This window comes from Streptomyces sp. NPDC050504 (genome assembly GCF_044458065.1).
In the GTDB taxonomy this organism is placed as follows: Bacteria; Actinomycetota; Actinomycetes; order Streptomycetales; family Streptomycetaceae; genus Streptomyces.
Map to the genome: position 1 here is coordinate 623311 of NZ_JBITHO010000002.1, position 23288 is coordinate 646598.

23 protein-coding genes are annotated in these 23288 nt (G+C 72.6%); 16 read left to right on the plus strand and 7 right to left on the minus strand.

Annotation, left to right across the window (positions count from 1 at the left end; all coding sequences use genetic code 11):
- Nucleotides 1-36 precede the first annotated feature (36 nt).
- From ACIBNE_RS08630 to abc-f, 9 genes are all read left to right on the plus strand, one after another.
- On the plus strand, nt 37-726 hold the full coding sequence (locus ACIBNE_RS08630; RefSeq protein ID WP_399270727.1) for a DUF2993 domain-containing protein: 690 nt from the start codon (nt 37-39) through the stop codon (nt 724-726).
- A gap of 229 nt (nt 727-955) precedes the next feature.
- A complete protein-coding gene (locus ACIBNE_RS08635) occupies nt 956-1039 on the plus strand; it encodes a putative leader peptide (protein ID WP_369689033.1) in 84 nt (27 codons plus the stop codon).
- Nucleotides 1040-1186: 147 nt separating this feature from the next.
- A complete protein-coding gene (locus ACIBNE_RS08640; protein ID WP_399270728.1) occupies nt 1187-2032 on the plus strand; it encodes a sulfurtransferase in 846 nt (281 codons plus the stop codon).
- A gap of 41 nt (nt 2033-2073) precedes the next feature.
- Nucleotides 2074-2361, plus strand: a complete 288-nt coding sequence (locus ACIBNE_RS08645) for a DUF1416 domain-containing protein (RefSeq protein WP_054232391.1) — start codon at nt 2074-2076, stop codon at nt 2359-2361.
- Between the two features lie 91 nt (nt 2362-2452).
- A complete protein-coding gene (locus tag ACIBNE_RS08650) occupies nt 2453-2650 on the plus strand; it encodes a DUF3099 domain-containing protein (RefSeq protein WP_399270729.1) in 198 nt (65 codons plus the stop codon).
- Between the two features lie 124 nt (nt 2651-2774).
- The gene (locus tag ACIBNE_RS08655; protein WP_399270730.1) at nt 2775-3767 is read left to right on the plus strand and encodes a S1C family serine protease; all 993 of its coding nucleotides are present in this window, start codon (nt 2775-2777) and stop codon (nt 3765-3767) included.
- A gap of 95 nt (nt 3768-3862) precedes the next feature.
- Entirely contained in the window at nt 3863-4591 is a 729-nt protein-coding gene (locus ACIBNE_RS08660) for a response regulator transcription factor (RefSeq protein ID WP_399270731.1), read from the plus strand.
- On the plus strand, nt 4588-5979 hold the full coding sequence (locus ACIBNE_RS08665) for a sensor histidine kinase (RefSeq protein ID WP_399270732.1): 1392 nt from the start codon (nt 4588-4590) through the stop codon (nt 5977-5979). The genes ACIBNE_RS08660 and ACIBNE_RS08665 overlap by 4 nt, the downstream gene beginning before the upstream one ends.
- Nucleotides 5980-6178: 199 nt before the next feature.
- Nucleotides 6179-7723, plus strand: coding sequence for a ribosomal protection-like ABC-F family protein (gene abc-f, locus ACIBNE_RS08670; RefSeq protein ID WP_399271269.1), 1545 nt, complete (start codon nt 6179-6181; stop codon nt 7721-7723).
- Nucleotides 7724-7966: 243 nt separating this feature from the next.
- Here the strand turns inward: abc-f and ACIBNE_RS08675 are convergent, their stop codons facing one another.
- Nucleotides 7967-8518, minus strand: coding sequence for a CGNR zinc finger domain-containing protein (locus ACIBNE_RS08675; protein WP_399270733.1), 552 nt, complete (start codon nt 8516-8518; stop codon nt 7967-7969).
- A 135-nt stretch (nt 8519-8653) separates the two neighbouring features.
- Here ACIBNE_RS08675 and ACIBNE_RS08680 point away from each other — a divergent pair, with 135 nt between their 5' ends.
- The 4 genes from ACIBNE_RS08680 to ACIBNE_RS08695 all read left to right on the plus strand — a co-directional run bounded on the left by ACIBNE_RS08680 (nt 8654) and on the right by ACIBNE_RS08695 (nt 11247).
- Nucleotides 8654-9109, plus strand: coding sequence for a VOC family protein (locus ACIBNE_RS08680; protein ID WP_399270734.1), 456 nt, complete (start codon nt 8654-8656; stop codon nt 9107-9109).
- 221 nt (nt 9110-9330) lie between these two features.
- The gene (locus ACIBNE_RS08685) at nt 9331-10221 is read left to right on the plus strand and encodes a pyridoxamine 5'-phosphate oxidase family protein (protein WP_399270735.1); all 891 of its coding nucleotides are present in this window, start codon (nt 9331-9333) and stop codon (nt 10219-10221) included.
- A complete protein-coding gene (locus tag ACIBNE_RS08690) occupies nt 10218-10736 on the plus strand; it encodes an HPP family protein (protein ID WP_399270736.1) in 519 nt (172 codons plus the stop codon). Before ACIBNE_RS08685 ends, ACIBNE_RS08690 begins: the two co-directional genes overlap by 4 nt.
- A gap of 37 nt (nt 10737-10773) precedes the next feature.
- On the plus strand, nt 10774-11247 hold the full coding sequence (locus tag ACIBNE_RS08695; protein WP_399270737.1) for an NUDIX hydrolase: 474 nt from the start codon (nt 10774-10776) through the stop codon (nt 11245-11247).
- Here ACIBNE_RS08695 and ACIBNE_RS08700 read toward each other — a convergent pair.
- Both ACIBNE_RS08700 and pepN read right to left on the minus strand, forming a co-directional pair.
- Nucleotides 11223-12275, minus strand: coding sequence for a hypothetical protein (locus ACIBNE_RS08700; RefSeq protein ID WP_399270738.1), 1053 nt, complete (start codon nt 12273-12275; stop codon nt 11223-11225). The genes ACIBNE_RS08695 and ACIBNE_RS08700 overlap by 25 nt on opposite strands.
- Nucleotides 12276-12653: 378 nt before the next feature.
- Nucleotides 12654-15191, minus strand: a complete 2538-nt coding sequence (pepN, locus tag ACIBNE_RS08705) for an aminopeptidase N (protein ID WP_399270739.1) — start codon at nt 15189-15191, stop codon at nt 12654-12656.
- Between the two features lie 116 nt (nt 15192-15307).
- On the opposite strand from pepN, the gene ACIBNE_RS08710 reads away from it, so the two are divergent.
- Both ACIBNE_RS08710 and ACIBNE_RS08715 read left to right on the plus strand, forming a co-directional pair.
- Complete coding sequence (locus ACIBNE_RS08710; protein WP_399270740.1) at nt 15308-15952, plus strand: DsbA family protein; 645 nt, start codon at nt 15308-15310, stop codon at nt 15950-15952.
- Nucleotides 15953-16584: 632 nt separating this feature from the next.
- Nucleotides 16585-17415, plus strand: coding sequence for a hypothetical protein (locus ACIBNE_RS08715; RefSeq protein ID WP_399270741.1), 831 nt, complete (start codon nt 16585-16587; stop codon nt 17413-17415).
- Between the two features lie 134 nt (nt 17416-17549).
- Here ACIBNE_RS08715 and ACIBNE_RS08720 read toward each other — a convergent pair whose 3' ends face one another.
- From ACIBNE_RS08720 to ACIBNE_RS08735, 4 genes are all read right to left on the minus strand, one after another.
- A complete protein-coding gene (locus tag ACIBNE_RS08720; RefSeq protein ID WP_399270742.1) occupies nt 17550-18194 on the minus strand; it encodes a superoxide dismutase in 645 nt (214 codons plus the stop codon).
- Nucleotides 18195-18309: 115 nt separating this feature from the next.
- Nucleotides 18310-19320, minus strand: coding sequence for a 2-hydroxyacid dehydrogenase (locus ACIBNE_RS08725; protein WP_399270743.1), 1011 nt, complete (start codon nt 19318-19320; stop codon nt 18310-18312).
- 174 nt (nt 19321-19494) lie between these two features.
- Entirely contained in the window at nt 19495-20919 is a 1425-nt protein-coding gene (locus ACIBNE_RS08730) for an amino acid permease (RefSeq protein WP_399270744.1), read from the minus strand.
- Between the two features lie 140 nt (nt 20920-21059).
- A complete protein-coding gene (locus ACIBNE_RS08735; protein ID WP_399270745.1) occupies nt 21060-22430 on the minus strand; it encodes an amino acid permease in 1371 nt (456 codons plus the stop codon).
- A 267-nt stretch (nt 22431-22697) separates the two neighbouring features.
- On the opposite strand from ACIBNE_RS08735, the gene ACIBNE_RS08740 reads away from it, so the two are divergent.
- The gene (locus tag ACIBNE_RS08740; protein ID WP_399270746.1) at nt 22698-23285 is read left to right on the plus strand and encodes a biotin transporter BioY; all 588 of its coding nucleotides are present in this window, start codon (nt 22698-22700) and stop codon (nt 23283-23285) included.
- The last annotated feature ends 3 nt before the right edge of the window (nt 23286-23288 follow it).

Consider the following 23288-nt stretch of genomic DNA (forward strand, 5'->3'; position numbering starts at 1 on the left):
TCGGCACGCACCACAACAGCGGGGGACTCGTCACCTATGCGCGCACTGCGAATACTGCTGGTCATCACCGTGGTCCTGGGCGGCCTCTTCGTCGCCGCCGACCGCGCGGCCGTCTGGTTCGCCGAGTCCGAGGTCGCCGACCAGATCAAGAAGACCCAGAACCTGTCGGGCTCGGCCTCGGTCTCCATCAAGGGCTTCCCCTTCCTCACCCAGGCCGCGGGCCGTCAGCTGGACGAGGTCGAGGTGGACCTCACCGACGTCGAGGCCACCGCGTCGGGCCAGCGGGTCCTGATCGGGAAGCTGGAGGCCGTGCTCAACGACGTGGAGATCAAGGGCAACTTCTCCGGCGCCGTCGCGGCCCGCGCGAAGGGCACCGCGCGCATCTCGTACGAGGAGCTGACCAAGGCGTCCGAGGAAGGCTTCACCGTCTCCTACGGCGGCGACGGCAAGGTCAAGGTGTCCGGCGAGATCCGGGTCAAGGACCGCGCGCTGTCACAGAGCGTGCTCTCGACGGTCAGCGTGGCCGACGGCAGCACGATCCGGGTGCGCGCCGACAAGATCCCCGCGGGCGAGATCCCCGGCGTGGAGAACCTGGTCCGCGAGAAGACCGACTTCGACAGCAGGATCGGCGGCCTGCCGATCGGCCTCAAGCTCTCGTCCGTCGAGCCGACGGCCGACGGGATCGTCATCACGGTCACCGGCAAGGACGTCTCGCTCGCGAGCTGAGCTGAGCCGAGCGCCCGCGCCCGAACGCCTCCGGAGGGCCCGCGGGATCCCCGGCGTCCGCTTTTTGAGACGGTCGCGTCCGATCCGCAGATGGCAGGCCCGTACCGGCCCGTCACGACACGAGGGAGGGGTCCCGGAACCCCTCCCTCGTCCCGCATTCCGGACGATCGCGTCTCAAAATCCGACACACCGGTGACATGTCCGCCCGCACGTCCCTACGATCGGACGTATGCAGCAGCGACAGGCGGACCTCACGAAGCGGCGGGCAGTAGACCTGTGCCGCGTCGCCGCCATGCTCTGTCGCACCGTCTGACGGAAGCCGCCTCCCCGCGCTCCGTTCCCCGCGCCCTGGTCCCGATCGGGACGGGGCTGCTCCGTACCGCCGTACGCGCGTCCCTTTCGCGTACCCCGTACAGCCGCACGCGCACCACCGCCGCAACTGCCCCGGAGGAGAACAGACATGAGCCGCAGCGACGTCCTGGTAGACGCCGACTGGGTCGAGGCCCACATCGACGACCCGAAGGTCGCCATCGTCGAGGTCGACGAGGACACCTCGGCGTACGAGAAGAACCACATCAAGAACGCGATCCGGATCGACTGGACCAAGGACCTCCAGGACCCGGTCCGCCGCGACTTCGTCGACCAGGAGGGCTTCGAGAAGCTCCTCTCGGCCAAGGGCATCGCCAACGACACCACGGTCGTGCTCTACGGCGGCAACAACAACTGGTTCGCCTCGTACGCCTTCTGGTACTTCAAGCTCTACGGCCACCAGGACGTGAAGCTCCTCGACGGCGGCCGCAAGAAGTGGGAGCTGGACTCCCGCGACCTGGTCGACGGCTCCCAGGTGCCCGAGCGCGCGGCCACCGCGTACAAGGCCCAGCCGCAGGACGCCTCGATCCGCGCCTTCCGCGACGACGTCGTGAACGCGATCGGCAACCAGAACCTGGTCGACGTCCGCTCGCCCGACGAGTTCAGCGGCAAGCTGCTCGCCCCGGCGCACCTCCCGCAGGAGCAGTCGCAGCGCCCCGGCCACGTGCCGTCCGCGCGCAACATCCCGTGGTCGAAGAACGCCAACGACGACGGCACGTTCAAGTCCGACGAGGAGCTGAAGGCCCTCTACGAGGACGAGCGGGTCGACCTCGCGAAGGACACGATCGCCTACTGCCGCATCGGTGAGCGCTCGGCCCTGACGTGGTTCGTGCTGCACGAGCTGCTCGGCGTGGAGAACGTCAAGAACTACGACGGCTCGTGGACCGAGTACGGCTCCCTCGTCGGCGTCCCGATCGAGCTCGGCGCCAACAAGTAACCACCTTCCTCGACACTCCCCCTACCCCTCAGGAGAACACCATGTGCGGAGCGAAGGCCGGCGGCCCCGACGCCTCGACGATCAAGCCCGGTGAGACCACCATCCAGGGCCAGGTGACCCGCGACGGCGAGCCGGTGACGGGCTACGTCCGGCTGCTGGACTCGACCGGCGAGTTCACGGCCGAGGTGCCCACCTCGGCGACGGGCCAGTTCCGCTTCTACGCGGCGGAGGGCACGTGGACCGTGCGCGCGCTGGTGCCCGGGGGCACGGCGGACCGTACGGTCGTGGCGCAGACGGGCGGGCTCGCTGAGGTCGCGATCGCCGTCTGAGTCCCTTCCACGAGCAGGCCGGAGGGCCGCACCCCAGGGGGTTGGACGCCACTTGGATCCGGGTGCGGCCCTTCGGTCGTACTGTGGAGGCATGTACGCACGGCGGCGCCATGCCTACTTCCTCCTGATGGGCGGATGCCTGCTGCTCTTCGTCTCCGCCTGGGCCTTCGTGCGGCTCTGGTCGGTGCCGGTGGCGGTGGGGATGTGCGTGGTCGCGATGGTGATTCCGCCGGTCGCGGCGATCGTCGCGAACCGGCGGGGGCCGGACGACCACTGGTGGGACGAGTAGGGCCGGGTCCCCTGCCGGACCCCGTTGCCCGGGGGACGGGATCCGTCCCGGGCGCATCTGGTTCTGTCGGGCTTCTCAGGGGGTCCTCAGGGAGCTCTCATCTTCCGCGCGCATCGTCGTATCCATGACGGACTTCCACGGAACGCAGCCCCAGCCGCCCCACCAGCCGCAGCCCTCCGCGTACCCGCCCCCTCCCGGGTACCCGCCCGCACCCCGCGTGAAGAAGCCGTTCGCCCTGCTCGCCGCCGTGGCCATCGCGGCCGCCGCCGTCGGGGGCGGCACCGCCACCCTCGTCGGAAGCCTCACCGACCGGCACGGGGGCGACGCGTCCACCGGGATCAGCGGCACCAACGTCTCCCGCACCAGCAGCAACACCGTCACCGGCGTCGCCCAGGCCGTCTCGCCCAGCATCGTGGAGATCAACGCCGCGACCGCATCCGGCGCCTCCACCGGCTCCGGCGTGATCATCACCGCCGACGGCGAGATCGTCACCAACAACCACGTCATCGCGGGCGCCGACACCGTCAAGGTCAGGACCAGCGACGGCAGGACGTACACCGCGGACGTCGTCGGCACCGACCCCGACAAGGACCTCGCGCTGATCAAGCTGCGCGGCGCCACCGGCCTGAAGGCCGCCGAGCTCGGCAGCTCCAGCGGCGTGAAGGTCGGCGACCAGGTCGTCGCCATCGGCTCCCCCGAGGGCCTGACCGGCACGGTCACCAGCGGCATCGTCTCCGCGCTCGACCGCGACGTCACCGTCAAGAAGGACGACGGGCAGGGGCAGGAGCAGCAGGACCAGCGGCGGGCGGGCGACGGCTGGCCCTTCGAGTTCGGCGGGCAGCGGTTCAACGGCGAGACCGGCGACTCCAAGACCACGTACAAGGCCATCCAGACGGACGCCTCGCTCAACCCGGGCAACTCGGGCGGCGCGCTGATCAACATGGCCGGCGAGATCATCGGGATCAACTCCGCGATGTACTCCCCCAGCTCCGCTTCCGGCTCCACCGCGGGCAGCGTCGGCCTCGGCTTCGCCATCCCGGTCGACACCGTCAAGGCCGACCTGGCGGGCCTGCGCGGCGGGAGCGGCGGGAGCGGCGGCAGCGGCGGCAACGTGTGACCGACGCCGTACCCGGCCCCGCCGTGCCCGCCCCTGCCGTACCCGCCGTACCCGCCCCCGCCGTACCCGCCCCCGCCGCGTGCGAGCCTTGGACCATGACTGAAGGCGAAGGCCACCGCGACCGCATCCTCATCGTCGACGACGAGCCCGCCGTGCGCGAGGCCCTGCGGCGCAGCCTCGCCTTCGAGGGGTACGACACCGAGACCGCCGTCGACGGCCTCGACGCCCTCGCCAAGGCGGCGGCCCACGCCCCCGACCTGATCGTCCTCGACGTCCAGATGCCCCGCATGGACGGGCTGACCGCGGCCCGCCGCGTCCGGCAGTCCGGGTCCACCACCCCCATCCTGATGCTCACCGCGCGCGACACCGTCGGCGACCGCGTCACCGGGCTCGACGCGGGCGCCGACGACTACCTGGTCAAGCCGTTCGAGCTGGACGAGCTGTTCGCCCGCATCCGCGCGCTGCTGCGCCGCTCCGCGTACGCCAGGGCCGCGGCGGACGCGCCCGCCGACGAGAACGTGCTGGCCTTCGCCGACCTGCGGATGGACCTGGCGACCCGCGAGGTGACCAGGGGCGCGCGGCGCGTGGAGCTGACCCGTACCGAGTTCACGCTCCTGGAGCTGTTCCTGGCCCACCCCCGGCAGGTGCTGACCCGCGAGCAGATCCTCAAGACCGTGTGGGGCTTCGACTTCGAGCCCTCGTCGAACTCCCTCGACGTGTACGTGATGTACCTGCGCCGCAAGACCGAGGCCGGCGGCGAGCCGCGCCTCGTGCAGACGGTGCGCGGCGTCGGCTACGCGCTGCGCGCGGAGGGCGCCGAGTGAGACGGCTCAGGTCCCTGCCGCTGCGCTCCCGGCTCGCGCTGCTGGTGACGGCGGCGGTGGCGGTGGCGGTCGCGGCGGTCGCGGCGTCCTGCTGGTTCGTGACGCGGGCGCAGCTGACCGAGCAGCTGGACGACGCGCTGCGGGGCGCCAAGTTCGACGCCGCGGCGACGAGCAGCATGCGGGCCTCGTGCGCCACGCAGGGCGCGGTCTCCGCGCTGCCGTTCCCCAGCGCGTACACGGTGCAGCTGGTGTACGCGGACGGGCGGTACTGCCAGTTCCGGCAGGCGGCGGCGGTCCCCGTGCAGCGGAGCGACGTCGCCGTGGCCGACGGCGAGCTGGACGAGGCGCTGCACACCACCAAGGACTCCTCGGGCAAGTCCATGCGCGTCTACACCCAGCGGACGGACATGCGGGGCGTCGCCTTCTCCCTGGCGCGCCCCATGAGCGAGGTCGACGACCCGCTGTCCTCCCTCGCGTGGATGCTGTTCCTGCTCTCCGGGATCGGCGTCGTCGGCGCGGGGGCCGCCGGGCTGTGGGTGGCGCGCACCGGGCTGACCCCGGTCGACCGGCTGACCGGGGCCGTGGAGCACGTGGCGCGCACCGAGGACCTGGCCGTGCAGATCCCGGTCGAGGGCGAGGACGAGATCGCCCGGCTGTCCCGGTCGTTCAACTCGATGACCGCCGCGCTCGCCTCGTCCCGCGACCGGCAGGCGCAGCTGATCGCGGACGCGGGGCACGAACTGCGGACCCCGCTCACCTCCCTGCGTACGAACGTCGAGCTGCTGGCGCGCAGCGAGGAGACCGGCAGGGCGATCCCGCCGGACGACCGCAAGGCGCTGATGGCGTCGGTGAAGGCGCAGATGACCGAGCTGGCCTCGCTGATCGGGGACCTCCAGGAGCTGTCGCGGCCGGACGCGGCGGCGCACGGCCCGCTGGCGGTCGTCGCGCTGCACGACGTCGTGGGCACGGCGCTGGAGCGGGCCAGGCTGCGCGGCCCTGAGCTGACGTTCGCGGCGGAGCTGAAGCCGTGGTTCGTCAGGGCGGACGCGGCGGCGCTGGAGCGCGCGCTGGTGAACGTGCTGGACAACGCCGTGAAGTTCTCGCCGCCCGGCGGGACGGTCGAGGTGGCGCTGCGGAGCGGTGAACTGACGGTGCGGGACCACGGTCCTGGCATTCCGGCGGACGAGCTGCCGCACGTCTTCGAGCGGTTCTGGCGCTCCCCGTCCGCCCGCGCGCTGCCGGGCTCGGGGCTCGGCCTGTCGATCGTGGCCCGTACGGTCCAGCAGTCGGGCGGCCAGGTGCGGCTCGGCCCCGCGCCGGACGGGGTCGGCACGGTCGTGGCGCTACGGCTGCCGGGGGCGCCGACGCCACCGCCGGGGACGCCGTAGAAAGTTTTTTAGAAGAAGGTCTTGCGCGGGGGCACGGGCGCTGTTACCTTCACATCCATGAAGCGAGACGGACCGTCTCGTCTCATCAAGTAAATGTCCCCCAGGGAAGAGGTCCCACTTGTTCCGTGCTCCTGCTGCCCCCGCCGCCCGCACCACCGCCCGCACCACCGCCCCCGTCGCGCAGCTCGCCGCGGACGGCATGAGCAAGCGGTACGAGGACCGCGTCGTCCTCGACCGCGCCTCGTTCACCGTCCGCCCCGGCGAGAAGGTCGGCGTGATCGGTGACAACGGCTCGGGGAAGTCCACGCTCCTGCGTCTGATCGCCGGACAGGACCTCCCCGACAACGGCACCCTCACCGTCACCGCGCCCGGGGGCGTCGGACACCTGGCCCAGACGCTGGACCTGCCCGGCACCGCCCTCGTCGGCGACGCGATCGACCTCGCGCTCGCCGAGCTGCGCACGCTGGAGCGCCGCATCCGCGCGCTGGAGACCGAAGGACTGGAAGGAGACGAAGCGTGTACGACGTACGAGAAGCTGCTCGCCGAGTTCGAGGCGCGCGGCGGACATGAGGCCGACCGCCGCGTCGAGGTGATCCTGAGCAGGATCGGCGAGCGCGGCCCGCTGGACCGCACGCGGCCGCTGGCCACGCTCTCCGGCGGGCAGCGCTCCCGGCTCGCGCTCGCCGCGACCCTCGCGTCGGCGCCCGAGCTGCTGCTGCTCGACGAGCCGACCAACGACCTCGACGACGAGGCGGTCGGCTGGCTGGAGCGGCACCTGCGCGGCCACCGGGGCACGCTCGTCGCGGTCACCCACGACCGGGCGTTCCTGGACCGGGTCACCACGACCGTCCTGGAGGTGGACGGCGACGCGAAGACCGTCCGCCGCTACGGCAACGGCTACCGGGGGTACCTCGCCGCGAAGGCCGCAGCGCGCGCCGCCCAGGAGCGCGAGCACGAGCGGTGGAAGGCCGAGGTGGCCCGCCACTCCGAGCTGGCCGACCGCAACATCGGGCTGCTCTCCGCGATCCCCCGCAAGGCCCCGGCCGCGTTCAGCGGCGCGGGCGCCTTCCGGGCCAGGTCACGGGCGCACGGCGCGATGAGCCGGATCCGCTCGGCCAGGGAACAGCTCCAGCGGCTGACCGGGAACCCGGTGGCGGCTCCGGCCGAGCCGCTGCGCTTCGCGGCCCGGATCGGGGGCGGCGCGGCCGGCGCGGTGGCGGTGCACGACGTCGTCGTGCCCGGCAGGCTGCGACCGGTCTCCCTGGAGCTGGCAGCGGGCGGCAGGCTGCTGGTCACCGGGGCCAACGGGGCGGGCAAGTCGACGCTGCTGAAGGTCCTCGCGGGCGAACTGGCCCCGGCGGGCGGCGAGGTCCGCCGCCCCGAGCGGGTCGGGTTCCTGCGCCAGGACGTGGCGGCGCCGGAGGACGGGCGGACGCTGCTCGCGGCGTTCGGGGGCGAGGAGCGGGCCGATGAGCTGCTGTCACTCGGGCTGTTCCGCGCGGCGGACCTGACCGTGCCGGTGCGGGACCTGTCCGTCGGACAGCGGCGCAGGCTGGAGCTGGCGCGGCTGGTCACGGACGAGCACGACCTGCTGCTGCTCGACGAGCCGACGAACCACCTCGCGCCCCTGCTCGTGGAGGAGCTGGAGGCGGCGCTGGCCGACTACGCGGGCACGCTGGTGGTCGTCTCGCACGACAGGCGGCTGCGGGCGGGCTTCACCGGGAAGCGGCTGGAACTCCCGTAGGGAAACCCGCAGGAACTCCCGTAGGGAAAAGAGGGGGGGCGGGGGGGGGGGGGCCGCCGGGGGGGGGCGGCCCCCCCCCCCCCCCGGCGGGCCCGCCCCGGGGGGGGCGCGGGTGGGGGGGGGGCGGGGGGCGGGGGGCCCACCCCCCCCAGGGGGGGGGGGGGGCGCGGGGGGGGGGGGGGGGGCGCGGGGCCGGCCCCCGGGGGGGGGGGGGGGGGCGCGGCGCCCCCCCCTCGACCCCCGTCACCCCTTGGTCCGCGCGTAGTGCCGCGAGGCCTTCGCCCGGTTCCCGCACGCCGCCATCGAGCACCACCGCCGCGTCCCGTTCCGCGAGGTGTCGAAGAAGTGCAGGATGCACGCCTCGTGCGCACACGCCTTGATCCGGTCGGGCGCGGCCCGCAGCAGCTCCAGGTAGTCCCGCGCCGCACTCCACCCCGGCCCCCACGACGCCTCCGCGAACTCCGCCCGCTCCCCGGGCCCCGCCGCGTCGAGCGTCGCCCTGATCCGCCCGTGCGCGAGCACCCCGTCCACCCGCGCGAGGCTCGCCCCGTCCCCGGGCCCGTCCACCGCCGCGAGCAGCGCGTCCCGTGCGACGCGGGTGCGCTCCAGCGTCGGCCCGTCCGCGGCGAACCGCTCCGCGAGCCCCGCGCTCGCCAGCCAGACGGCCAGCCCCTCCACCCCCGTGAGCAGGTCCTGGGGCGTCCCGTCGTGGTTCCACCGGGTGTTGAGCAGGTCGAGGGAGAGCGGCTCTCCGATGAGCGGCCGGGGGTCGGCTGCGTGGGGCGCGGCGATCATGGAGGGCTCCCTTCCGGCTGTCGGCTAACCCCTCAAGGCTACGTGACCGGTTGACGCCCTCGACTTCTAACCTCTAAAGTCACTTTCAACGGTTAGCCCCGAACGGCATCGGGCAGACATCGAGAGAGGCGTCCCATGAGCGCGACCAGCACGCTGTCCACCGGCCACGTCGGCCTGAACGTCACCGACATCTCCCGCTCCATCGCCTTCTACGAGCTGGCGCTGGGCCTCGAACTCCTCAACGAGGGCAAGGAGGAGGGCAGCCGCTTCGCCTTCCTCGGACAGAACGGCCGCCTCGTCGTCACGCTCTGGGAGCAGGCGGACGCGGCGTACGACCCGACGCGCGCGGGCCTGCACCACCTCGCCTTCGAGGCCGAGTCGATCGAGGTCGTACGGGCCGCGGAGGCGCGCCTCAAGGAGGAGGGCGTGAAGTTCGCCTACGAGGGAGTGGTCGCCCACCGCGAGGGCGCGGCGTCCGGCGGGATCTTCTTCCACGACCCGGACGGCACGCGCCTGGAGATCTACGCGGCGACCGGCGCGGAGGGCGCTGGCGCGCCCAAGGAATCGGCGCCCACGTGCGGGTTCTTCTAGACGTTGCCCCGCGAACGGGTGGGTGGGTGGGCGATCACCCGCGGCCCGGCGGCGGGCCGGTCGCGCAGTTCCCCGCGCCCCTAGGCGGTCCGCCGCACCGGGGCCGTCCAGCACGGGCGCCCCGATAGGGGCGCGGGGGACTGCGCGAGGGTGGGGCAGGTGCCGCACGTACCCACCCACCCCTGCGCGACGGAACCCCATACGACGAACGGACACCGTCCATGACCGCGTACCACCACGGCTCCCTCGCCGTGCAGGACCGAGTGGGCGTGCGGGACGCCGCCGCCCACGTGGGCCGCTCCATAGGCCCCGGCATCAAACCCGTCGCCGCCGCCTTCCTCGAACTCCAGCCCATGCTGGTCCTCGCCGCGGCGGCCCCCGACGGCCGCATGTGGACCTCGCTCCTCACGGGCGCCCCCGGCTTCGTACGGGCCACGGGACCGCACACCGTGTCCGTGGCCGTCGAGGACGCGTCCCACCCGGCCCGGGACCTCCCCGCGGGCACCCCCGTGGGCACGATCGCCCTCGACCCCCGCACCAGGCGCCGCATGCGCCTCAACGGCATCGCGTCCCCGTCCCCCCGGGGCCTCACCGTCGAAGCCGAGCGGGTCTTCGCCAACTGCCCCAAGTACCTCCAGAAGCGCGAGCTGTTGGACCCGGCCCCCGTTACCCCCGCCGCCGCCCCCGCCGCGCGGCGCACCCCGCACCTCACCCCCGACCAGCGGGCGTTCCTCCGCGCGGCCGACACCTTCTTCATCGGCACCGGCACCGCCGACGGCGTCGACGCCAGCCACCGCGGCGGCAACCCCGGCTTCGTCCGGGTCGCGTCCCCCTCCGAACTGACCTGGCAGGACTACCCGGGCAACGCGATGTTCCTGACCCTCGGCAACCTGGAGCGCGACCCCCGCACCGGACTGCTCTTCCTCGACTGGGAGACGGGCACCACGCTCCAGCTGACCGGTACGGCCCGTACCGACTACACCGACACGGGCCGCACCACCCGGTTCGCGGTCGACGAGGTCGTCGAGACCCCGGCGGCCAGCCCCCTCCGCTGGTCGCCGCCCTCGTACTCGCCCGTCAACCCTCCCGTACCGCAAGGAACACAGCAGTGACCGCAGTGCAGACCACCGCCCCCACCGGGCACCCCGCCCCGTCCCGCGCCCGCCCCCGCACCGCGGTCCCCGCGGCCCTCGCCGCCACCGCGCTGAGCACCCTCGCCCTCCTCGCGCTCGTCGGCATCGGGACCCTCCTCGACCAGCCCCTCCTGATACCCCCGCTGGCCGCGTCGATGGCCCTGGTGGCGGGCGCGCCCGAGCTGCCGCTCTCCCAGCCGCGCAGCGTCCTGGGCGGTCAACTCCTCTCCGCCGGGGCGGGCTTCGCGGTCCTCGCCGCCGCCGGTCCCGGCCCCTGGGCCGCGGCGGTGGCGGGCGGGCTCGCGCTCGGCGTGATGCTGCTCGCCCGCACCCCGCACTCGCCCGCCGCGGCCACGGCGGTGATCGTCGCCCTCCAGGCCCCGCCCGCCTGGCCCTTCCTCGGCCTGCTGGCCCTGGCCTCCGCACTGCTGGTCGCGGCGGGCGCGGCGGGCTCCCGCCTGACGGGCCGCCGCTACCCCACATATTGGTTCTGACCACGAACTTTCAGCCCCACTGCTCTAACCTCACTGAATGAACAAGGAGTTGCGAGTTGCCGCGTACGCCGTGTGCGTACGCGACGGAAAGATCCTGCTGGCCCGCTGGGTGGCGCGCGACGGCGCCAAGCGGTGGACGCTGCCCGGGGGCGGCATGGACCACGGGGAGGATCCGCTCGACACGGTGGTCCGCGAGGTCGCGGAGGAGACCGGCTACGCGCTGGAGCCGACCAGGCTGCTCGGCCTCGACTCCATCAAGCGCCAATACCCCCGCAGGCTGGGGACGTTCGCCGATTTCCAGGGGCTGCGCATCGTCTACGAGGGCCGGGTCACCGGCGGCGAACTGCGCCCGGAGCAGGGCGGTTCGACGGACCTGGCGGCCTGGCACGAACTCTCCGGCGTGGCCGCCCTGGAGCGGGTCGAGCTGGTCGACATCGGCCTCGACCTGTGGCGGGGCAAGCCCCCGCTGGGCCGCGCCGCCGAGCGCTACCGGGGGAGCACGACCACGTAGGCGGCGGGGTCCCGGTCCGTCGACGCCATCAGCGCGGTCCGCACGACGGTCGCCTGCTGCTCCAGGCTGTCGCGCAGCTTCTTCGGCGTGATGTGGACGACGGTGATGCCGAGCCGCTCCAAGTGCTCGCGCTTGCGCGCGTACTCCGACCATTCCCCGAGCTCCCGCTCGACCGCGTTGACGTCCTCGTCCTGCCTGGGCGCCCGCGTGTCCAGCTCGACCGCTACCGCCTGGTCGGGCCAGTACGCGTCGAGGCCCCCGAGGTGCGGGCCGCCGGGCAGCCGCAGGTCGACGTTCCAGATCGGGTCGGGCAGCCCGCAGGACCGCACCATCTCGTAGAGCCGGTCCTCGGCGATGGCCCGCCCCTCGGCGAGGATGGATTCCACGGCGTCCACCACGTGGGGCCGGCTCAGCAGCCTGGCCCGGGTCAACTCCCGTACCAGAGTGACCGGTTCGCAGTGCCCGCCCCGGACCGCCTCGGTCAGCAGCCGACGTACGGCATCGGCGTCGACCAGCTCGGCGACCGCGTCCGCGACCGCGCGCGGCACCGGTGCGACCGGCACCCCGGTGATCTCCTGCGCCCGCGGCACCGCGTGCGCCCGCACGAGCCGCGCGCAGCCGGTGGAGCGCAGGCGGCGGGTGCGGGGGACGAGGACGTCGATGTGGTCGAGCGAGCGCAGCGGGGGAGCGGAGGAGAAGCGGTGCAGGGCGAGGGCGGCGAGGCCGGTGATCACCGCGTCGGGCTTGCGGACGCCGTTCTCGCCGCACTGGCCGGGGACGGGGCCCTTCTCGCGCGCCGCCGCGTAGAGCAGCACGGCCTTCAGGCGCTCCTCGCTGGTGGGCGGGCCGGGGTGCAGCAGGTACACGCCGGGCAGGAACTGCTGCCAGGGGCCGCCGGGCCGGCACTGCGCCGAGGTCCGCGCGGCGGAGACCCCGTGCGCCTTGAGCTGGGCGGCGCTCAGCACGCGGCTCTGGACCTCGGAGAGGTGACGGAGGGGGCGGGGGGAGAGCGGGGTGTTGTGGTTCATGCGCGGGATATGCCGCTGTACGGGGCCCCGCTAACGCGTGTTACACGCTCGTCGACAAAACCGGACGTTCCCGTCCTAAAGTACGCACGTTCGACTGCCGAGGATCGCTGCGCGTGACGGGGTGGGGCGGCGAGCCGGTGGTGGGCTGGTCGCGCAGTTCCCCGCGCCCCTAAAGGGGCGCACCTGTGCCGGACGGGGCCGTTCCGCACAGGGCCCCGTCAGGGGCGCGGGGAACTGCGCGAGTAAGCCTCCACCGGCCCGCAGGGCACCGCCCCCGCCCGGCGGGCTCGCCACCCCGCCCGCCGCAGGCGAAAGGCGGCCCGCCCCGGGCGACGGGGCCCCGGGGGCGACGACGCCCCCGGGAACCCCGTCCCCGACCTACGCGCCCTGCGCGCGCAGCGCCCGCGCCAGGTCGTCCCGCGCTTCGAGCACCAGTCGCCGAAGCGCCGGCGCCGCCGACTCGTGCGCCGTCAGCCACGCGTCCGTCGCGGCCAGCGTCTCGGGGGACGCCTGGAGACCCGGGTACAGCCCCCGTACGACGTCCATGCCGATCTGGATGGACCGCTCGGTCCACACCCGCTCGATCGCGTCGAAGTACTTCGCCGCGTACGGCGCGATCAGCTCCCGCTGCGACGCCTGCACGAAGCCCGCGATCGTCGCCTCCACCAGCGCGTTGGAGAGCGCGTCCGACTCCACGACGGCCGCCCACGCCTGGGCCTTGACCGCCTCGGAAGGACGCGAGGCGAGGCACCGCACCTGGTGCCGCTTCCCTGACGCGGTGTCGTCGCGCGCCAGCTCCGCGTCGATCCGCGCCTCGTCCGCCCGGCCGTGCGAGGCCAGCGGCGACAGCAGCGCCCACCGCAGCTCCTGGTCGACGTCGAGCCCGTCGATCTTCGCGGACCCTTCGAGCAGCCCTTCGAGCAGCTGGAAGTCGGCGTCGGACGAGGCGACGGAGGCGAAGAAGCGCGCCCACGTCAGCTGGTGCTGGCTCCCCGGCTCGGCGCGCCGCAGCTCGGCCAGCGCCCCTTCGGCGAGCGCCCGCCCGCCCTCCTCGCGCCACGCGGGCACCACGTAGTGCACGAGCGCGGTCTGCGACCAGGAGTGCAGCATCTGGAGGACGCCGATGTCGCTCTCGCGGCCCGCGTGGGCCAGCACGAGGGCGATGAAGTCCCGCGCGGGCATCAGCGCGTCGCGCGTCAGGTTCCACAGCGCCGACCAGCACAGCGCGCGCGCCAGCGGGTCGGTGATGTCGCCCAGGTGCGCCCGCAGCGACTCCAGCGAGCCCGCGTCGAAGCGGACCTTGCAGTACGTCAGGTCGTCGTCGTTGACCAGGACCAGCTCGGGCCGCTCCCGGCCCGCCAGCTCCGGCACGACGGTCCGCGCCCCGGCGACGTCCGCCTCGGCGCGCGCGTAGCGCACCAGCGCGCCCTCGTCGTCCCGCCGGTACAGGCCCACGGCCACCCGGTGCGGGCGCAGCTCGTCGCCCTCCTGGAGCACCGCGAGCTCGGTGACGCGGCCCTCGGCGTCGTACGTCACCAGCGGCGTCAGCGAGTTGACCCCGGACGTCTCCAGCCAGGAGCGCGACCACGCCTTCAGGTCGCGGCCCGAGGTCTCCTCCAGGACGGACAGCAGGTCGCCCAGGCGCGTGTTGCCGTACGCGTGCCGCTTGAAGTAGCGCCGCGCGCCTTCGAGGAACGCGTCCCGGCCCGCGTACGCCACGAGCTGCTTGAGCACCGCCGCGCCCTTGGCGTAGGTGATGCCGTCGAAGTTGAGCTTGGCGTCCTCCAGGTCACGGATGTCGGCCGTGATCGGGTGCGTGGAGGGCAGCTGGTCGGCGCGGTAGGCCCAGGCCTTGCGGTTGTTGGCGAAGGTCACCCAGCCGTTGGTGAAGCGGGTCGCCTCGGTCATCGAGAAGGAGCCCATGAAGTCCGCGAAGGACTCCTTGAGCCACAGGTCGTCCCACCACTCCATGGTCACGAGGTCGCCGAACCACATGTGCGCCATCTCGTGCAGGATGACGTTGGCCCGGCGCTCGTAGGCGGCGGCGGTGACCTTGCCGCGGAAGATGTACTCCTCGCGGAAGGTGACGCAGCCCGGGTTCTCCATCGCGCCGAGGTTGTACTCGGGCACGAACGCCTGGTCGTACTTCCCGAAGGGGTAGGGGAAGTCGAAGTTGTCGTGGAAGAAGTCCAGGCCCTGCTTGGTGATCAGGAAGACGTCGTCCGCGTCGAAGTGCTTGGCCAGGCCCTTGCGGCACATCGCGCCGAGCGGGATCTCCAGGTCGCCGCGGCGGTAGGTGTCCGTGACGTGGTGGTAGGGACCGGCCACGACGGCCGTGATGTACGTGGAGATCGGCTTCGTCTCGGCGAAGCGCCACGTGTCGCCGTCCCGCGCCTCCTCGGCCCCGTTGGACCACACGGTCCAGCCGTCGGGCGCGGTCACCTCGAAGCGGAACGGAGCCTTGAGGTCCGGCTGCTCGAAGTTGGCGAACACCCGGCGCGCGTCGGCCGGCTCGTACTGCGTGTAGAGGTAGACCTCGCCGTCCTCCGGGTCGACGAAGCGGTGCATGCCTTCGCCGGTCCGGCTGTAGGCGCACTGCGCGTCCACGACCAGCACGTTCTCGCCCTCGGCGAGTGATTCCAGGGTGATGCGCGAGCCGTCGAAGACGGCCTTCGGGTCCAGCTCCGCGCCGTTCAGGGTCACCGCGCTCACGCTCGGCGCGAGCAGGTCGACAAAGGTCGACCCGCCCGCCGAAGCGCTGCGGAACCGGATCGTGGTCAGCGAGCGGAACGTACGGATGGCGTCGCCGCTCTCCCCGACCGCGGATCGCAGGTCGAGGGCCACGTCGTACCCGTCGACGGACAGCAGTTCGGCCCTCTCGCGGGCCTCGTCGCGGGACAGATTCTCACCGGGCACGGGCACTCCTTCGTGTCTCGTTCGAACAGCTTCGATCCTCCCACGTGACCTTTCGCGGGAATGTCCGGGCTGTCCGCCGGTGTTGCGCTCACCAAGTCCGACCCATGAGGAGAGAGATGTCCGAGAACACCGCGACGGACAGGACGCCCGTCGACTTCTGGTTCGACCCGGTCTGCCCCTGGGCCTGGATGACCTCCCGCTGGATGCTTGAGGTGGAGAAGGTCCGCGACGTCGAGGTCCGCTGGCACGTGATGAGCCTGTCGGTCCTCAACGAGGACAGGCTGGACCAGGTGCCCGAGGAGTACCGCGAGGGCCTGAAGCTGGCCTGGGGGCCGGTGCGGGTGGTGATCGCCGCGCAGCAGAAGCACGGCGACGCGGTCGTGGGCCCGCTCTACACGGCGCTCGGCAGGCGCTTCCACAACGAGGGCCGCGGCCCCGTGAAGGAGGCGGTCGCCGAGGCGCTGGAGGAGGTCGGCCTCCCGGCGGACCTGATCGAGTACGCCGATTCCGACGCGTACGACACCGAGCTGCGCGCCTCGCACCAGGAGGGCATCGACAAGGTGGGCCAGGACGTCGGCACGCCGGTCATCGCGGTGCCCGGCGCGGACGGCGAGCAGATCGCGTTCTTCGGGCCCGTCGTCACCCCCGCCCCCACGGGGGAGGCGGCGGCGCGGCTGTGGGACGGCACCCTGCTCGTCGCCTCGACCCCGGGCTTCTACGAGATCAAGCGGACGCGCACGGCGGACCCCAGCTTCGAGTGAGCCCCGCTGTCCGGCCCCGCGTCCGGGGCCCCCGCCCGGCCCCGGCACGGGGCCGGGCGGTCCGGAGGCCGGGAGCGGACGGGGCGGCGGGAGAGCGGTTCGGCGGGGGCGGTCCTGCGGGGTGTGGTCCGGCCGCGACGGGGCGGCCGGGTGTGTGTGGGGGGAACGGCGGGGTGGGAGCGGTGGGCTGGGTCAGCGGGGGCGGGCCGTCGTCATCCGGTGAAGTCCCAACCGGGGTCCAGCGCCACATCCTTCTGCTTCCGGCAGTGTGTGTAGTTCATGTATCAAGCATGGCAGGAGGGACTGACAGTCGAGCAGTCGTGATCCAGTCGAGAAACCGGGGTGCGCGAGCCGTTCGGCTGGATTAACCTGCGGGGCCCGTCGTCCCCGGGGCCCTCCGCAGGCCCCGACTGCCGTACGGAGAGTGAGGCCTCCGCATACCCTCCGTACAGCGGACGCTCCCCGTGGCGCTCCCGTCTCACGGGCCGCACGCTCCCCGACCGCCGCCGTCGCGCGACGAATCGGCCGGATCGACCGCAACCAAAGCGGCACGGACGCTGTCCCGGGCCCGGCCGGAGGGCCGGGGAGCCCGGCGGCCGCCGGAATCCGGCCCCCTTCTATGGTTGCTTCCCATGTGGCCAGGACAGCAGGACCGACAGCCGGATCCGTACCAGCCGCCCGAGCCCTCGGGCCGGGGGAGCGGACGGGCCGCCACCGTCGCGGTCGTCCTCGCGTCGGCCGTGGTCGTCGCGTGCGCGGTGACCGCCTGGCTGCTGCTGCGGGACGACGGTTCCGAGGACTCCGCGCGCCCCGGCCCCGCGCCCGCCCCGGCGGTCAGCGGGAACCCCCGTGCGGCGGACCCGGGGCTCAAGCCGGCCGTGTCCGGCTGGAAGACCGTGCTCGACGCGAAGCGGGGCGTCGCCTACGACGTGCCGCCCGAGTGGACCCGCAGGTCCGCCGACTGGGCCAGCTACGTCGCCGACGAGCGCGACCCGGAGGAGAAGCCGCTCATCGGCTTCTCCGCCACTGCGGTGTTCAAGGAGAAGTGGTGCCTGTCGGACACCGACCGCGACGGCCGCGACGAGGCCGCGTCGCTCGCCGAGACGGGGGTCCGCCGCGAGCAGGGCGCGCGCGACACCGAGGAGGCGGCGCGCGGCAGTTCGGCGCTCTGGGTGTACGGCGCGTACAGCCAGCCCGACAGGAAGAAGGTGGCCAACGGCCCGGTGGAGCGGTACACCACGCCGTCGGGGCTCAAGGGCACGGTGGTGACGGCGACCTCGTCGGGCGTGCCGCGCGAGGGCCGCTGCGACACCGACGGCAAGGCGCTGGTCTTCGCCTTCGAGGACGGCACGGGCTCGATCGGCTCCTGGACCTTCGTCGGGGTGCGCGGAGTGGAGGACGAGGTGCCGGACGCGACGGTCCGCCAGGTGCTCAGCACGGTGCGGCTGACCGGCGCGAAGTAGCCCCCGCGTGCAGGAGGGCCCCCGCGAGTCACGTCCTCGCGGGGGCCCTCCGTCGTTCCGTCCGCAAGTGAAGGTTGAGAAGACGATCACGAGCAGGACGCTTCAGGTCCCGTGGGTCACGGGGTTCCCGTGGGTCACGGGGTGATGAGCGGCGTGCGCCCCTTGGCCTCGGTGTAGCGCTTCGCCACGTCCTGCCAGTTGACGACCTGCCACATGGCGTCGATGAAGTCGACCTTCTGGTTCTTGTACTGCAGGTAGAAGGCGTGCTCCCAGGCGTCGAAGACCAGGATCGGCACGGAGCCCTGGCCCACGTTGCCCTGGTGGTCGTAGACCTGCTCGACGATCAGGCGGCCGCTGACCGGCTCGTACGCGAGGACGCCCCAGCCGGAGCCCTGGGTCGTCGCGGAGGCCTTGGTCAGCTGCGCCTTGAACTTGGCGAACGAGCCGAAGGACTCGGTGATCGCGTCGGCCAGCTCGCCGACGCCGTCCGCGGCCGTCGGCTCGCCGCCGCCGCCGTCCTTCGGGCTGTTCATGTTGTGCCAGTAGATGGAGTGCAGGATGTGGCCGGAGAGGTGGAACGCGAGGTTCTTCTCCAGACCGTTGATGGCACCCCACTGGTCCTTGTCGCGCGCCTCTTCCAACTGCTCCAGGGTGTCGTTGGCACCCTTCACGTACGCCGCGTGGTGCTTGTCGTGGTGCAGCTCGATGATCTGCGGGTTGATGACCGGTTCGAGCGCCGCGTAGTCGTACGGAAGTTCAGGAAGCGTGTAAATGGCCATGTTCTCCGAGCCCTCCGACTGCAGTCTGCCTTATTGCAACCTATATGCAAGTGCAGGCTAGCAGCAGGAGGGTCATGGAGATCATCGGCCATTGGTCCTAGGGCGGCCCTAGGACTTACGGCAGCGCGTGCCGCAGCGGTGCGCCCTTCGCGTACCTGGCCACCTCCGCCGCCCCGATCCGCGCGGCCTTCTCCGCGACCGCCCGGCTCGCCCCCGCGAGGTGCGGCGTCAGCGTCAGGTTGGGCGTCGTCAGCAGCCGGGAGTCGGGCGACAGCGGCTCCTGCGGGTACACGTCGAGCGCCGCCGCCGCCAACTGCCCGCTCTCCAGCGCGTCGCACAGCGCCTCGTGGTCCAGCAGCGCGCCGCGCGCCGCGTTCACCAGCACCGCGCCCCTGGGCAGCAGCCCCAGCTCGCGCGCGCCGATCATGCCCCGGGTCTCCGGCGTCAGCCGGGCGTGCAGCGTCACGATCCGCGACCGGGACAGCAGCGCGTCCAGCGAGGGCGCCCGCATCCCGCGCACGTCGCCGCGCACGTAGGGGTCGTACACCTCCACCTCCGCGCCGAACGCGGCCAGTACGCGCGCCACCCGGCTGCCCACGGCCCCGTACCCGATGAGCCCGACCGGCGTGTCCTCCAGTTCGGGACCGCAGCGCTCGTAGGTGAACGCGTCGCCGTCCCAGATGCGCCGCTGGATCAGCGAGTTGTGCGCGTCGGGGATCCGCCGCAGCGCGGCGAGCAGCAGCCCGACGGTGAACTCCGCCGCGGCCGTGGCGTTGCGGCCCGGCGCGTGGCAGACCCGTACGCCGCGTTCCCGCGCGGCACGGACGTTGACGTTGGCGGTGTCGCCCCGGCAGACGACGAGCAGCCGGAGGTCGGGGGCCGCGGCCAGGACGCGTTCGGTGAACGGCGCCGCCTGGGTCACGCACACCTCGACCCCGTCGAGGGCGGCGATCAGCGCGTCCTCCGTACCGCTGGCCTCGTCCACCTCGGCGACCTTGCCGTGGGGCTCGACGGGCCAGGGGAGCGTGAGTTCGCGCAGTTCGAAGGCGTCGGGCAGGTCGTGGCGCAGTGCGTCGACGATGAGGGAGTTGAGGACGAAGTGGTCTCCTGCGGCCAGGATTCGCATCAACCGAGACTGAAACAGCGGCCGTTGGGCGTCAATCCCCGTGCAGCGGCGAGCTGCGATGTGGCCGGTACGGGGCCCCGCGCACGAACCCCCGGACCGCGAGGGAGGCGGTCCGGGGGTCCTGTGCGCACGAGGTCGCTACGAGCTGCGAGCGTAAGAGCTACGCGCCAAGAGTTACGCGCGCTCCGCCGCGTCCGCCGGACGCGTCCGCTGGCGCGCGTAGCCGACGGCGGCGAGCACCAGCGTCAGGATGCCCGTGGCGAGGAGCTGCTTCTGGGTGTCCTCCTGGCGCAGCATGAGGACGAACACCCCGGCCATCCCGGCCAGCGCGACCCAGGTGAGGCCCGGGTAGAGCCACATCTTCACGACCAGCTTCTCGGGCGCCTCGCGCTCCGTGCGGCGGCGCAGGATCAGCTGCGAGACGGCGATGAAGAACCACACCACGAGGATGATCGCGCCGATCATGTTGAGCAGCCACATGAAGATCGTGTCCGGGCTCCAGTAGCTGAGCAGCACGCAGCCGAAGCCGAAGACCGAGGAGAGCAGCACCGCGACGCGCGGCACGCCGCCGGAGATCGTGCCGATCGCCTTGGGGCCCTGGCCGCGCGCGACGAGCGAGGTGGCCATGCGGGACGCGCCGTAGATGTTGGCGTTCATCGCGGAGAGCAGGGCGATCAGCACGACGACGTTCATGATCTCGCCGGCGTTGGGGATGCCGAGGTGGTCGAGGGTGGCGACGTACGGACCGGCCTTGACGACGTTCGGGTCGTCCCAGGGCAGCAGCGTGACCACGACCGCCATCGAGCCGACGTAGAAGATCGCCACGCGCCACATCGCGGTGCGCACCGCGCTCGCCACTCCCTTGACGGGGTGCTCGGACTCGGCGGCGGCGATGGTGACGGTCTCCAGACCGCCGTACGCGAAGACCGAGGCGAGCAGGCCGACGATCAGTCCGTCGACGCCGTTGGGCAGGAAGCCGCCGTCGCCGGTCAGATTGGTCATGCCGGGCGCGTCGGCGTCGGAGCCCGGCAGGACGCCGAGGATCGCGAGGATGCCGATGACCAGGAAGAGGGTGATCGCGGCGACCTTGAGCGCGGCGAACCAGAACTCGAACTCGCCGAAGTTCTTCACGGCCGCGAGGTTGGTGGCGCAGAAGACCACCATGAAGAGGGCGACCCAGGCCCACTCGGGCGAGTCGGGGAACCAGCCCACCATGATCTTCGCGGCGCCGATGCCCTCCAGGCCGACGGCCACGCAGAGCAGGAACCAGAACGCCCAGCCCGCGGTGAAGCCGGCCCACGGGCCGATGGCGCGTTCGGCGTGCACCGAGAAGGAGCCGGACGCGGGGTTGGCCGCCGACATCTCGCCCAGCATGCGCATCACGAGCATGACGAGCAGGCCGGAGATGGCGTAGGCGACGACGATCGAGGGGCCGGCGGCGGCGATGCCCGCGCCGGAGCCGACGAACAGCCCCGCGCCGATGACGCCGCCGAGGGCGATCATCGACAGATGGCGCTGCTTGAGGCCGTGGGTGAGCGCCGAGTCGACCTTGTTCTCGCTTTTGCCGGTCGGCGGCGGGGGCGCGGAAGTCCGAGACATGGGCGTGCCCTGTTCACTAGCTGATACGGGTCATGGGCTGCTTGCGGGGGGTGCGGAAAGGCCCACAGTCTGGGGGCGCTCACCGCTCACAGGGAACAGCTGACCGGTATACGGACATTCGACTTACACAACGTGAAGAATCACGTACGACTCGTGCACATCTCCCGCACAAGTGACACCAGCAGCACCAGTCCGGTCGCCCCCGCCGACCACAGCACCTGCGGCCGGGCCGCGTCGTCGAGGAGCATCAGCACCAGCACGGCCGCCAGTCCCGCCAGCGTCACCCACGTCAGGTACGGGAACGCCCACATCCGCAGCGTCAGCAGCTCCGGGCTCTCGCGCTCGATCCGCCGCCGCAGCCGCAGCTGCGAGGCCGCGATCAGCCCCCACACGAAGAGCAGCACCGCGCCGACCGAGTTGAGCATGTAGAGGAAGACGGTGTCGGGCCACTTCAGATTGAGCAGTACGGAGACGAAGCCGAACGCCACCGACGCCAGCACCGCCCGCCGCGGCACCCCGCCGCCTGCCACCTTCAGCAGCCCCTTGGGCGCCTCCCCGCGCTCGGCCAGCGAGAAGACCATCCGGGACGAGCCGTACAGGTTGGCGTTGAGCGCCGACAGCAGCGCCACGAACACCACGATGTTCATGATCTGCCCGGCGGACGGCACCCCGATCTCGTCCAGCACCGTCACGTACGGGCTCAGGCCCGCCTTCTGCGCGGTCCACGGCAGCACGGTCACGATCACCAGCATCGAGCCGACGTAGAAGAAGAGGATCCGGAAGACCGCGCTGCGCACCGCCCGGCCCACCGCGCGCGCCGGGTCGTCGGTCTCGGCGGCCGCGATCGTCACGACCTCCAGGCCGCCGAAGGCGAAGACCACCGTGAGCACGCCCGAGACGACGCCGTCCCAGCCGTTCGGCAGGAAGCCGCCCTGACCCGTGAGGTTGGTCAGGCCGACCGGGTCGGTGTCCGGCAGCAGCCCGAAGACCGCCAGCAGTCCCAGGACGAGGAAGAGCACGATCGCGGCGACCTTGAGCGCGGCGAACCAGAACTCGAACTCGCCGAAGTTCTTCACCGCGGTGAGGTTCGCCGCCGTGAAGACCACCATGAAGACCAGCACCCAGGCCCACTGTGCGACCGCAGGCACCCAGCCGTGGGCGATCTGCGCGGCGGCCGTCGCCTCCACGGCGAGCACCACGACCAGCAGGAACCAGTAGAGCCAGCCGACGCTGAACCCGGCCCACCGGCCCAGCGCCCGCTCGGCGTGCACCGAGAACGAGCCCGACGCGGGCATCGCGGCCGACATCTCCCCGAGCATCCGCATCACCAGCATCGCCAGCGCGCCCGCCAGCAGGTACGAGACGACGATGCCGGGGCCCGCCACCGCGATGCCCGCGCCGGAGCCGACGAAGAGCCCCGCGCCGATCACCCCGCCGAGGCCCAGCATGGTCAGGTGGCGCTGCTTCAACCCGTGGGCGAGGGGTTCGGGGGCGGTGGTCGCGTCGTGCATGTGCGTCGGTGCTCGTCACTCTGAGAGTTATGGGGAACCTACAGTCTCCCCCTCTCCCTCCCGCCTCCGCAAAAACGATCACTCGTGGCGCCACCTCCAGTGACGAGCGTCACGCGGGGGAGGGGTGTGGGGGTGACAGTTGTGAACACTCCACCAACCGCCCGACGTCCGCTTTGTGGACGGCTGACGGTGATCGCGGCGGGGCCTTCGACTAACGTCACGGTGTTCACCGTCCCCACCGTCCCCAGTCCCCACCGCGGAGTCCCGATGAGCACTGCCTCGATCAACGCCCCCCGCTCCGGAGCGGTCCTCGCCGACCTCCTCCCGGCCGCCCGCGCCCGTGACATCGCGCTGGTCGTCGGCGGCGCCGCGCTCACCGGCATCGCCGCCCAGATCGCCGTCCCGGTCCCCGGCTCGCCCGTCCCGGTCACCGGCCAGACCTTCGCCGCGCTGCTGGTCGGCACCTCGCTCGGGGCCCGCCGCGGCCTGCTCTCGCTCGCGCTGTACGCGCTGGTCGGCATGGCGGGCGTGCCGTGGTTCGCGAACGGCACCTCGGGCTGGGGCGGCGCCTCCTTCGGCTACGTCATCGGCATGATGCTGGCAGCGGCCGCGGTCGGCGAGCTCGCCAGGCGCGGCGGCGACCGCTCGGTGCTGCGGACGGCGGGCACGATGGCGGTCGGCACCGCGATCACGTACGCGGTCGGCGTCCCCTACCTCGCGGCGTCCACCGGCATGTCGCTGAGCGCGGCGGTCGCGGCCGGGCTCACCCCGTTCCTGATCGGCGACGCGCTCAAGGCCGCGCTGGCGATGGGCGCGCTGCCCGCCGCGTGGAAGCTCCTCGGGCGCCGGGGCTGACGC